Below are 11,076 nucleotides of genomic sequence, written 5' to 3'. Positions count from 1 at the left end.
GTATTCGCTGCTGTGCGGGCGCTACGGGCGCCACGTCCTGCTGAGCGGCGTACGGGCTCGGAGCGGACGCGGCGCCGTCACCGTCCTGAACCGGTGGGGGGAAGGGGGGCGGCGAGGTGGGTGAGGCCGAACTCTCCCCGGGCGGAAGCTCTTTGCTCGCGGCCGGCGCGGTCCTGCGGACCGGACGCAGTACGGCCGGGCGCCGTCCCCGTCCCTCCGCCGTCCCACGCTCGTCGCCCGGAGGCACCTCCGGCTGCTTGCGCGGAGTGAACCAGCCGCCTCCGCCGTTGCCGCCGCCGGACGTGCCGTTGTCGGCCGACGCGGTGGTCGGAGCGTCCATGGTGTGCCTCGCCTCGAACATCTTTCGGTCGGTCTGCGCGCTTCCTCAGCCGGAAGCTGCCTGCTTTCCGCGCGGACGGCTTCCTTCTCCCCGTTCGATCAAGCTGCCGATACAGCCATATCCAACCCACATTCCCACCGCGTACGGACAAGTAAGGCGAGAGTGTGACATTGCCCGCAGTACTCTCACGCGGCATCCGGCCCCGGACAAGAACCGGAGTCGACCCTACCGGCCCGTGCTCGGCACACAACGGCCGCCTCGCTCCGCCACGAACAGGGGGATGGCGAACCATCGGTTCCCTCAACTACCGGGCGCCGCGCACCAATTCGTAGGCATCCCACAGATCCCGCCCCGCATAGGAGTGGGTCGCGAGGCCCGCCAGATGCCGATCCGCATTGACCGCGACCGAGACGGGGACGGCGCCGAACAGGTCCTTGTCCGACATCGAGTCCCCGTAGGCGACGCAGTCCGCCCTCGTCACCCCGAATTCCTCACACAGTCGATCCGCGATCACCACCTTGGCGGCGGCGTTGAGGACTCCGGTCAGGTCCATGGACGGCGCGGTGAAGGGCACGGCGGGAAAGAGCGATCCATGTGCCGCGTGGGCGCCCCAGCCCGTGAGCCGTTCCACAAAGAAGGACGGCGAGAGCGATACGACGGCGCAGTATTCGCCGGCGTTCCTGATCTCGGCCCAGACCTCACGGATCCGCGCCAGCCACGGGGCCCCGTCGAAAGCCGCCGCCACATGCGCCTCGGTGAGATCCGCCCACAGCGTGTACACGCGGGTCGCGTACTCCGGCGGCCCGATCAAACCCGCCGAGATCTCCTGCTCGAGTTCCACCGTCTCGGATTCCAGGCCGAGTTGACGGGAGATCTCCAGGGGTGCGCTGGTTCCGTGCAGCAAAGTGCCGTCGAGGTCGAAGAGATGAAGTCTCGCCATGAGCCTGAGGTTAGTAGGAGGACCTGTGGCGCCTTCGGCGAGCCTGCCGGATGCTCGCCGTTCGCCGGTGTTTCACGTGAAACATCCGGCTTCTGCCGATGCGTTGCGCTGTTGATCACGAGATGGCCAAAAGCACGTACGTCTCGCCGGAAACAGGTGGACGCCGACAACACGTGTCAGACAGCCTGACCTGCGTGCCGACTCCTTCCCTCGCCGCTCTGCCCATCCGCCGGCTGACGCTCCGCGATCGCCTCGCCTGCGCCGACCTGTCCGAGGACCGGGGGTGGCCACGCGAGGAACACAAGTGGGGCTTCCTCCTGAGCGCCGGGAAGGGTTACGGCATCGACGCCCCCGACGGCGGCCTCCTCGCGGCCTGCGTCACCACGGAGTACGGCCCACAGGACCGTCCGGATCTCGTTGCCGTCGGCATGGTCCTCGTCGCCGAGCGGTACGCCCGACAGGGCGTGGGACGCCGGCTGATGCGCCACCTCGTCTCAGCGATGGGCACCACACCGCTGACCCTGCACGCGACCCCGAACGGCCGCCCGCTCTACGAGGAGCTCGGCTTCAAGGTCATCGGCCGTGCCGAGATGCTGAGCGGCCATTTCACACCTGCCGGACCCGAGTCCCGGATCGCCACCCGCGCTGCGACGGCCGAGGACCTCACCGGCATCCTGCGCCTCGACGAGGCGGTGTTCGGCGCCGATCGCACGCCCCTCATCACACGACTGCCCGCCTTCGCCGACCAGTTGAGGGTGGCGGAGGAGAACGGCCGGATCATCGGCTACGCGGCCGCCTGGCCCAACATGGACACCCAGGTCGTGGGCCCACTGATCGCACAGGACCCCGAGACGGCGAAGGCCCTCCTCGCCTCACTCGCCGCCCGCACCGACCGCCGACTGCGCACCGACATCGACGTACGCCACGAAGACCTGCTGTCCTGGGCGAAGGAACGCGGACTCGCCTCCATCGCCTTCAACTCCGTGATGACGTACGGCATCCCGGAGCTGCCCGGCGACTGGACCCGGCGGTTCGCTCCCCTGACGGTCGCGGCCGGCTGACGGTCCCAGGACACGGAGAACACCGGCTCCCGACCTCATCGGGAACCGGCGTCTCCATCAGCCTCAGACGAGTGCCTCTACGGCGGCCTGGGCGAAACCGTGGTCCTGCGTCGGCGCGCCGCCACCGACGCCGATCGCCCCGATCAGCCGGCCGTCACGGTGCACCGGGATGCCGCCCGCGATGAACAGCAGCGGCCGGTCTAGCGCGGTGGGCAGCGTGTGGAAGAGGCCTCCGGGCTGGACGGCGTCGACCAGGTCGGCGGTGGGCGCGTTGAGCTGGAGCGCGGTGTAGGCCTTGCGGGTGCTGGTCTCACCGGAGATCAGCACGGCCCGGTCGTCCCGCCGGAAGGCGAGCAGATGACCGCCGGCGTCCAGCACGGTGATGCTCACGGTGACCCCGGCGGCCTCCGCGGCTCGGCGGGCCTCGGCGACGAGCGCTTCGGCGTCCTGGATGGTCAGCGGGGCTACGGCGGTGGTGGTGCTCATCAGGGTTTCTCCTTGCGGGTGTTGCTGTTTCTGGTGGTGGTGGGAGTGTCCGGCGTCGGTCGGACGGTGGGAGCCGGCCGGGATGCACGGGGACGGCCCTGGCCCCGTGTCTCCCCGTTCCGGCCCGGCGGGGTCAGTGGTGGACGGCGGCCCGCTGCGCGCTCGGGGTGCCGCCCGCCACGACGGCGCCGTGGCTGCTGGTACGGCGTTCCAGGGCGGCCGAGAGGATCGCGAGGACCAGGGCGGCCGCGGCGAGGACGGCGCCGACCCAGTTCGGGGCGGTGTAGCCGAAGCCGGCCGCGATGACGATGCCGCCGAGCCAGGCGGAGAGCGCGTTGCCGAGGTTGAAGGCGCCGATGTTCACGGCCGAGGCCAGCGTCGGGGCGCCGTGTGCCTGGTCGAGGACCCGCTTCTGCAGCGGCGGCACGGTGGCGAAGCCCAGGGCGCCGATGAGGGCGATGGTGACGGCAGCCGCGATCTTGTTGTGCGCGGTGACCGTGAAGAGCGCGAGCACCACGGCCAGGGCGCCGAGCGAGACGTAGAGCATGGGCATCAGGGCGCGGTCGGCGAACTTGCCGCCGACGAGGTTGCCACCGACCATGCCGAGGCCGAAGAGGACGAGCAGCCAGGTGACGGATCCGTCGGCGAAGCCGGCGACGTGGGTCATCATCGGCGCGATGTAGGTGATGGCCGCGAAGACGCCGCCGAAGCCGAGGACGGTCATCGCCATGGCGAGCAGGACCTGGGTGTTCTTGAAGGCGGCCAGTTCGTGCCGCAGTCGTACACCCTCGGGCTTGGGCAGGTCGGGCACGAGCTTGGCGATACCGGCCAGGCCGATCACGCCGAGGCCCGCGACGATGGCGAAGGTGACCCGCCAGCCGACGGACTGCCCGACGAGGGTGCCCAGCGGGACGCCGATGACATTGGCGACGGTCAGTCCGGTGAACATCATCGCGATGGCTCCGGCCTTCTTGTCCGGGGCGACCAGCTCGGCCGCGACGACCGAACCGATGCCGAAGAAGGCGCCATGGGCGAGCGAGGCGACCACGCGGCCGATCAGCATCACCGAGAAGCTGGGAGCGACGGCGGAGAGCAGGTTGCCGAGGATGAACAGGCCCATCAGCAGCATCAGCATCCGCTTGCGGGGGACCTTGGTGCCGAGCACGGTCATCAGCGGGGCGCCGATCACCACACCCAGCGCGTATCCCGTGACCAGCAGTCCCGCGGTAGGGATGGAGACCCCGAAGTCGCCCGCGACCTGGGGCAGCAAGCCCATGATCACGAACTCGGTCGTGCCGATTCCGAAGGCCCCGATCGCGAGGGCCAGAAGCGCGAGAGGCATGTGGAGGTACCCTTCCCAGAAGATTGCAGGAGCGCTTTACGTGCCATCACAATAGTTGCAGACGCGGGCTATATGCAAGCGCGGACTATTTCATCCGTGCTCTATCCTGGGTTCAGCCGCTCCTGGACGGAGGAAACGCCAATGACCGCGACGGACCCCGCACTCACCGCCCTCGCCCAGGGCTGGTGCGCCCTCTCCTTGCTGCACGGGAGGATCGAGGCGCACATCGAGCGGGCCCTGCAGGCCAAGCACGACCTGAGCATGCGCGAGTACTCGCTGCTCGACGTGCTCAGCCGACAGCACGACGGCGAGGGAGGGCATCTGCAGATGCGGCAGGTCGCCGACGCGGTCGTCCTCAGCCAGAGCGCCACCACCCGGCTGGTCACCCGGCTCGAGGACCGCGGCCTGCTCGCGCGGTATCTGTGCCCGACCGATCGCCGGGGCATCTACACGAACGTCTCCGAGGCAGGCCTCACGCTGCTCGAAGAGGCCCGCCCGACCAACGACACCGCACTGCGCGAAGCACTCGACGCGGCGGCCACGAACCCCGAACTGGCGCCGCTGGTCCGGGTCGTGGAGTCGATGAACGTGCCCGCGTAGGTTCCCGTGCGGGTCCCTCCCTCACCGCACGCCGCTGCCTAAGGTGTGGCCATGGGAGATCTTGAGATACGAGCCGCGGTCACCGAGGACGTCCCCGCCATCGTCGGCATGCTCGCCGACGACCCCCTGGGTGCCCAACGCGAGTCACCGGACGACCTGACGCCCTACCTGGCCGCATTGGACCGCCTGACCGCCGACCCGAACCAGCACCTCGTCGTCGCCGTCCGCGAGGGCCGCGTCGTCGGCACCCTCCAGCTCACGGTCGTTCCGGGGCTGTCCCGCAAGGGCGCCACCCGCTCGATCATCGAGGCCGTACGGATCCACGCGGACGAGCGGGGCAGCGGCCTGGGCACACGGCTCATCGAGTGGGCGATCGCCGAGTCACGCGGGCAGGGCTGCCAACTGGTCCAGCTGACCTCTGATGTCACCCGCACCGACGCCCACCGGTTCTACGAGCGGCTCGGCTTCACCGCCTCACACGTGGGCTTCAAGCTCCCCCTCTGAAGCGACCTCCTGAGACGACCCGGTGAAGGGACCTCTCCCCTGAAGAGGGCGAAGCGCCCGTCCGACAGCGGGAGGCGTCATGTTTCACGTGAAACATGACGCCTCCCCGGCTGCGAGTGGCTAGCGGATCCCCCGCCACCCCTCCGGGTCCACCCCACCCGGCACGGAACCACTCTCGTCGTACGGCTGACGCGTGAAGACGAACGATCCGAGGTCCAGGTGGCTCAGGGACCCGTCCGGGCGCCGTACGGGTCGCAGGAGCTCTCCGGCGTAGTACCCCTCCAACCCGGTCCAGGTGCCGTCGCCGTTGGCCCGGAACCGCGAACGGCGGCCCGTGCCGACCAGCGGCTCCAGCGAGGCCCCGCCATCAGCCGTCAGCCGCAGGGCGAACCCGTGCGTACCCCAGTACCACTGCCCCGCCAACTCCAGTACGGCGGCGTCGACTTCGGGCAGCGGGCGCCATGGCTCGGGAATCCTCGGCTCGGCCTCGGCGACGATACGGACGAGATCGGCGCCCAACGATGCCAGCAGCGGTCCGGAGGTGCAGTTGGCCAGCACCACCGCGGCGACGTCGTCCTCCAGGCTGATGCTGAGGTTCGCCAGGAAGCCGGGAAGCGATCCGGAGTGGCCGATGAGCAGTCGGCCGTCGCGATGCTGGACCTGTAGGCCGAGACCGTAGGCGGAGCCGTCCACGACGTCGGCGGCCTCCGCCGGTGCCGCGGGGGTCCGCATCTCCCGCACGGACTCCGCGCTCAGCACCCGGTCGTCCCCATTGGCCAGGAAGACCGCGAACCGCGCCAAGTCACCGGTGGTGGACCAGAGTTGACCGGCCGGCGCCATCAGACCGAGGTCCACGGCGGGTTCCGGCAGCAGTGCGTCGGCCCACGGATGCACCGCCCAGGCACCCGCGTGCGGCGCCTCGGGCTGGCCACTCGTGCGACGGAGGCCCAGAGGTTCGAGCACTTCCCGCCGGAGTACGTCCTCCCAGGGCGCACCCCGCAGCTTCTCGACGAGGGCGCCCAACACCGTGTAGCCGGGGTTCGAGTAGTGGAACCGGCGGCCAACCGGATGCAGCAGGGGCTGATCGCCCAGCACGTCGCGGAGTTCGGGGCGCAGCGAACCGGGCGTCCGTTCCCACCAGGGTGCGGGTGACTCGGCCGCCAACCCGCTTGTGTGCGCGAGCAGTTGGGCGATAGTGGCCTCCCCCGCGCCGGTGCCCGGCAGATGTTTCTCCAGCGGGTCACCGAGGTCCAGGACACCCTCGTCGCGCAGCCGCAGCACCAGGACGGCGGTGAACGTCTTGGTGATCGAGCCGATCCTGTACTGCACGTTCTCGTCCGGCCCGTGCCCGTCCACCGAGGTCCGCGCGCCGTGCCACACCGTCCGCCCGTCCCGCACCACAGCCGCGACCAATGACGGCGCCCGCCCCTCGGCCTGGGCCACGGCGATCCGATGGAGCAACGCCCGGCGGGTGCCGGGAAGCAAGTCGTCCTGAGATGTCGTCATGCCCCCAGTCCATCCGGCGGGACGGCCGTACGTCGAGCACATTTCTCGGGATCTTGGCCGCCGGTGCCGTGTCGACCCGTGCTGAGTCGACGGTGGTCGTGTCTGTCGGGTCCGCGGTTGAGCCACCGAGCACGAGGACTGCAGGTGAGCTCAGATCGCGCACCGATGAGTTTCCCGCGCCGCGCCGGTCTGGCCGCGTGAGACCGACTCACGGAAGGCTGGCACCATGCGAAAACTGATCTACGGCATGAACCTGACCCTGGACGGCTACATCGCGGCGCCCGGCGACGACATCGGCTGGGGCGGACCGCCGAGCGACGAGCTGTTCCAGTTCTGGTCCGACCAGTTGCAGACGACCGACCTGTCTTTGTACGGGCGCAAGCTGTGGCAGACGATGAGCTCCCACTGGCCGACCGGCGACCAGCAGCCGGGCGCCACCCCGGCGGAGATCGAGTTCGCGCGCCGCTGGCGGGACATGTCGAAGGTGGTTTTCTCCTCGACGACCGACAAGGTCGACTGGAACACCCGCCTGGTCACCGGCGACGCGGTCGCCGAGATCACCCGGCTCAAGGCCGAGGACGGCGGCCCGATGGACATCGGCGGCGCGACACTCGCCGGAGCGGCCATGCGGGCCGGGCTGATCGACGAGTACGTGCTGGCCACCGCCCCGGTCCTGGTGGGCGGCGGCACGCCGTTCTTCGCCGCGCTGGACAGCTGGGTGAACCTGAACCTGGTGGAGACGCGGGCGTTCCCCGACGGTGTGATCCTGACCAGGTACGAGACGAGGCGCTGAGCAGCAGCACCCACGCTCCGGTCTCACGGTGATGTCGTACACGCCATCGGCACGACAGCCCGTGAGATGGCGACATCAGCCGCGAGACCCTACGAGAGTCAGGTCACGTCTGCGCCATGTCCACGAAGCGCGAGTAGTGGCCCTGGAAGGCGACGGTGATCGTCGCCGTCGGGCCGTTACGGTGCTTGCCCACGATGATGTCCGCCTCGCCCGCGCGCGGGGACTCCTTCTCGTACGCGTCCTCGCGGTGCAACAGGATGACCATGTCGGCGTCCTGCTCGATGGAGCCGGACTCACGCAGGTCGGACACCATCGGCTTCTTGTCCGTACGCTGCTCGGGACCACGGTTCAGCTGCGAAAGCGCGATCACCGGGACCTCCAGCTCCTTCGCCAGGAGCTTGAGGTTTCGGGACATGTCCGAGACCTCCTGCTGACGGCTCTCCTGGCGCTTGGAGCCACCGGCCTGCATCAGCTGCAGATAGTCGATGATCACCAGTTTGATGTCGCTGCGCTGCTTGAGCCGACGGCACTTCGCGCGGATCTCCATCATCGAGAGGTTCGGGGAGTCGTCGATGTAGAGCGGTGCGGACGACACCTCGGGCATCCGGCGTGCCAGCCGGGTCCAGTCCTCGTCGGTCATGGTGCCGGAGCGCATGTGGTGCAGGGCCACGCGGGCCTCGGCGGACAGCAGGCGCATCGCGATCTCGTTGCGCCCCATTTCGAGGGAGAAGATGACGCTCGGCAGGTTGTGCTTGATCGATGCCGCGCGGGCGAAGTCCAGCGCGAGCGTGGACTTGCCCATGGCGGGACGGGCCGCGATGACGATCATCTGGCCCGGGTGCAGTCCGTTGGTGAGCGAGTCCAGGTCCGTGAAACCCGTGGGCACACCGGTCATCTCACCGCTGCGTGAGCCGATCGCCTCGATCTCGTCGAGCGCGCCCTCCATGATGTCGCCGAGCGGGAGGTAGTCCTCGCTGGTCCGCTGCTCGGTGACCGCGTAGATCTCGGCCTGGGCCCGGTTGACGATCTCGTCCACGTCGTCGTCGGCCGCGTATCCCATCTGCGTGATGCGCGTGCCGGCCTCGACCAGCCGGCGCAGGACGGCGCGCTCGTGGACGATCTCCGCGTAGTACTCCGCGTTCGCCGCCGTGGGCACGGTCTGGACGAGCGTGTGCAGATACGATGCGCCGCCGACCTTGTTGATCTCACCGCGTTTGGTGAGTTCGGCGGCGATGGTGATCGGGTCGGCCGGCTCACCCTTGGCGTAGACGTCGAGGATCGCCTGGTAGACGGTCTCATGCGCGGGCTTGTAGAAGTCGTGGCCCTTGAGCACCTCGACGACGTCCGCGATGGCGTCCTTCGACAGAAGCATGCCGCCGAGCACGGACTGCTCGGCATCGAGATCCTGCGGCGGCACCCGCTCGAAGGCCGAACCCGCACCCTCCCACTCGCCGCCCTCCCGGCCGCGGTCGTGCTGTTCGTCGCGGCCCCGCCCTCCGTCACCGCGCCGTCGGGAAGCGGGCAGACGATCACTTGGACCGCTGTCGGCCCACGGGTCGTCCAAGGGCTCGGAAATACTCAACCGAGCCACCTCCTCCCGTCCGCCGAGCGGACCTCGCCGTGCCCCTCATTTCTACGGCACGGCACTGACAAATGAAGCGCCCAACTCCGGTACGGGCGCGTCGGTTTTGTGATGGTTCTCAGGCCGACGGACGGAGCAGGCGCCGCTCCACCGTAGGCCCGCGGGCACCGTCAGCCAATCTGGTTATCCACAGGCCATGTGGACGACGGCCCGGATGCTGTGGAGAACCCGGCAAAACCTGTGCACGACCCGGTGGACAGCCCTGTGAACAAGACCTCGCCACTTCGATCGCAACCCCTCTGACCTGCCGCTTTCCCATCCACCGGCTGTGCAGAAGAAAAACTTTCCACATCGGACCAAGATCGCTTCGAACAGTGCGCGAGAGGATACGAGGCGAGATCAGAGGTAAGGGTCACAGCACAATTGCATCTCTTACCTGTGGACGATTAGATTAGTGCTCATGACACAGGCTCCCGCGGCCACCAGGGCCACCCGACGACAGCACGACCGAGAGATCGTCATGCTGGCCGTCCCGGCCTTCGGCGCGCTCGTCGCCGAGCCCCTCTTCGTCATGGCCGACAGCGCGATCGTCGGCCATCTCGGCACGGCCCAACTCGCCGGCCTCGGAGTGGCATCCGCCCTCCTGACGACAGCCGTGAGTGTCTTCGTCTTCCTCGCCTACGCCACCACGGCAGCCGTCGCCCGACGTGTCGGCGCGGGTGATCTCCAGGCCGCCATCCGCCAGGGCATGGACGGCATCTGGCTCGCGCTGCTGATCGGCGCCACCGTCATCGCCGTCGTCCTCCCCTCGGCGCCCGCTCTCATCGGCCTCTTCGGTACCTCGGACACCGCGGCCCCCTACGCGACGACCTATCTGCGGATCTCCTCCATCGGCATCCCGGCCATGTTGATCGTCCTCGCCGCCACCGGTGTCCTCCGCGGACTGCAGAACACCAAGACACCGCTGTACGTCGCCGTCTCCGGCTTCGTCGCCAACGGCGCCCTCAACGTCGGACTCGTCTACGGCGCCGACCTCGGTATCGCCGGCTCCGCCTGGGGCACCGTCATCGCCCAGTGGGGCATGGCTGCCGTGTATCTCGTCGTGGTCGTCCGCGGAGCCCGCCGGCACGGCGCCTCCCTGAGTCCGGACGTCGCAGGGATCAGAGCCTCGGCGCAGGCAGGCGTACCACTCCTCGTGCGCACGCTCTCCCTGAGGGCGATCCTCCTGATCGCCACGGCGGTCGCGGCCCGTCTCGGGGACGCCGACATCGCCGCACACCAGATCATCCTGTCCCTGTGGTCTCTGCTGGCCTTCGCCCTCGACGCCATCGCGATCGCGGGCCAGGCGATCATCGGCCGCTATCTCGGCGCGGACGACCCTCAAGGCGCCCGAGCCGCATGCCGCCGCATGGTGCAGTGGGGCATCGCCGTAGGAGTGGTGCTCGGTCTCCTGGTGATCCTCTCCCGCCCGCTCTTCCTCCCGTTGTTCACCGGCGACCCCACCGTCAAGGACACCGCCCTGCCCGCCCTGATCATGGTGGCCCTCTCGCAGCCGATCTGCGGTGTCGTCTTCGTCCTGGACGGGGTCTTGATGGGCGCGGGAGACGGGCCGTATCTGGCAGGGGCGATGGTGGTGACCCTGGCGGTCTTCGTTCCAGTGGCCCTGCTCGTGCCGGTCCTCGGCGCTGGACTGACCGCACTCTGGGGAGCGATGACCCTGATGATGACGGTGCGGATGCTGACGCTTCTGCTGCGCACCCGCTCGGGGCGCTGGGTCGTCACGGGCGCGACCCGCTGACCGTTTCACGTGAAACACCGCGCACTGGCATGTTTCACGTGAAACATGAGCGCCGTAGAGCCGCCCCGAACGCCCAACATCGGCCGAGCCGCGTCTCGTTCCGAACACACCGCCCGCAAGGCCC

General features: G+C 69.0%; 10 protein-coding genes and 1 pseudogene. 5 read left to right on the top strand and 6 right to left on the bottom strand.

Annotated features, from left to right (window positions below):
* Together JHN63_RS52905 and JHN63_RS22800 are read right to left on the bottom strand one after the other, a co-directional pair.
* Nucleotides 1-340: pseudogene (locus tag JHN63_RS52905) on the bottom strand (flavohemoprotein); the annotation flags it as partial.
* Between the two features lie 304 nt (nucleotides 341-644).
* The gene (locus tag JHN63_RS22800; protein WP_200683182.1) at nucleotides 645-1,280 is read right to left on the bottom strand and encodes an HAD family phosphatase; all 636 of its coding nucleotides are present in this window, start codon (nucleotides 1,278-1,280) and stop codon (nucleotides 645-647) included.
* Nucleotides 1,281-1,474: 194 nt separating this feature from the next.
* Here JHN63_RS22800 and JHN63_RS22795 point away from each other — a divergent pair, with 194 nt between their 5' ends.
* On the top strand, nucleotides 1,475-2,341 hold the full coding sequence (locus JHN63_RS22795) for a GNAT family N-acetyltransferase (protein ID WP_200683180.1): 867 nt from the start codon (nucleotides 1,475-1,477) through the stop codon (nucleotides 2,339-2,341).
* 63 nt (nucleotides 2,342-2,404) lie between these two features.
* Here JHN63_RS22795 and JHN63_RS22790 read toward each other — a convergent pair whose 3' ends face one another.
* Both JHN63_RS22790 and JHN63_RS22785 read right to left on the bottom strand, forming a co-directional pair.
* Nucleotides 2,405-2,827, bottom strand: coding sequence for a heme-binding protein (locus JHN63_RS22790; protein WP_200683178.1), 423 nt, complete (start codon nucleotides 2,825-2,827; stop codon nucleotides 2,405-2,407).
* 133 nt (nucleotides 2,828-2,960) lie between these two features.
* Nucleotides 2,961-4,169 (bottom strand): MFS transporter, encoded by a 1,209-nt coding sequence (locus JHN63_RS22785; RefSeq protein ID WP_200683176.1) that lies wholly within the window; start codon nucleotides 4,167-4,169, stop codon nucleotides 2,961-2,963.
* A gap of 141 nt (nucleotides 4,170-4,310) precedes the next feature.
* On the opposite strand from JHN63_RS22785, the gene JHN63_RS22780 reads away from it, so the two are divergent.
* Entirely contained in the window at nucleotides 4,311-4,769 is a 459-nt protein-coding gene (locus JHN63_RS22780; RefSeq protein ID WP_200683174.1) for a MarR family winged helix-turn-helix transcriptional regulator, read from the top strand.
* A 51-nt stretch (nucleotides 4,770-4,820) separates the two neighbouring features.
* Entirely contained in the window at nucleotides 4,821-5,273 is a 453-nt protein-coding gene (locus JHN63_RS22775; protein ID WP_200683165.1) for a GNAT family N-acetyltransferase, read from the top strand.
* 120 nt (nucleotides 5,274-5,393) lie between these two features.
* Here JHN63_RS22775 and JHN63_RS22770 read toward each other — a convergent pair whose 3' ends face one another.
* Nucleotides 5,394-6,779: a serine hydrolase gene (locus tag JHN63_RS22770; protein ID WP_200683163.1), complete on the bottom strand. Its 1,386-nt coding sequence runs from the start codon at nucleotides 6,777-6,779 to the stop codon at nucleotides 5,394-5,396.
* Nucleotides 6,780-7,005: 226 nt separating this feature from the next.
* Here JHN63_RS22770 and JHN63_RS22765 point away from each other — a divergent pair, with 226 nt between their 5' ends.
* On the top strand, nucleotides 7,006-7,572 hold the full coding sequence (locus JHN63_RS22765) for a dihydrofolate reductase family protein (protein ID WP_200683161.1): 567 nt from the start codon (nucleotides 7,006-7,008) through the stop codon (nucleotides 7,570-7,572).
* Nucleotides 7,573-7,675: 103 nt separating this feature from the next.
* On the opposite strand, the gene dnaB is transcribed toward JHN63_RS22765, so the two are convergent.
* Complete coding sequence (gene dnaB / locus JHN63_RS22760) at nucleotides 7,676-9,154, bottom strand: replicative DNA helicase (RefSeq protein ID WP_200683159.1); 1,479 nt, start codon at nucleotides 9,152-9,154, stop codon at nucleotides 7,676-7,678.
* Nucleotides 9,155-9,614: 460 nt separating this feature from the next.
* On the opposite strand from dnaB, the gene JHN63_RS22755 reads away from it, so the two are divergent.
* Nucleotides 9,615-10,952, top strand: coding sequence for an MATE family efflux transporter (locus JHN63_RS22755; RefSeq protein ID WP_200683157.1), 1,338 nt, complete (start codon nucleotides 9,615-9,617; stop codon nucleotides 10,950-10,952).
* Nucleotides 10,953-11,076 lie beyond the last annotated feature (124 nt).

It is taken from the genome of Streptomyces sp. MBT65, from assembly GCF_016612545.1.
Lineage (GTDB): Bacteria > Actinomycetota > Actinomycetes > Streptomycetales > Streptomycetaceae > Streptomyces.
This window is presented reverse-complemented; position numbering and strand designations above follow the sequence as displayed.

Coding starts and splice junctions, on each gene's coding strand:
- JHN63_RS22755 (WP_200683157.1), top strand. CDS start 9,615: ATGACACAGGCTCCCGCGGCCACCAGGGCCACCCGACGACAGCACGAC.
- JHN63_RS22765 (WP_200683161.1), top strand. CDS start 7,006: ATGCGAAAACTGATCTACGGCATGAACCTGACCCTGGACGGCTACATC.
- JHN63_RS22775 (WP_200683165.1), top strand. CDS start 4,821: ATGGGAGATCTTGAGATACGAGCCGCGGTCACCGAGGACGTCCCCGCC.
- JHN63_RS22785 (WP_200683176.1), bottom strand. CDS start 4,169: ATGCCTCTCGCGCTTCTGGCCCTCGCGATCGGGGCCTTCGGAATCGGC.
- JHN63_RS22780 (WP_200683174.1), top strand. CDS start 4,311: ATGACCGCGACGGACCCCGCACTCACCGCCCTCGCCCAGGGCTGGTGC.
- JHN63_RS22770 (WP_200683163.1), bottom strand. CDS start 6,779: ATGACGACATCTCAGGACGACTTGCTTCCCGGCACCCGCCGGGCGTTG.
- JHN63_RS22790 (WP_200683178.1), bottom strand. CDS start 2,827: ATGAGCACCACCACCGCCGTAGCCCCGCTGACCATCCAGGACGCCGAA.
- JHN63_RS22800 (WP_200683182.1), bottom strand. CDS start 1,280: ATGGCGAGACTTCATCTCTTCGACCTCGACGGCACTTTGCTGCACGGA.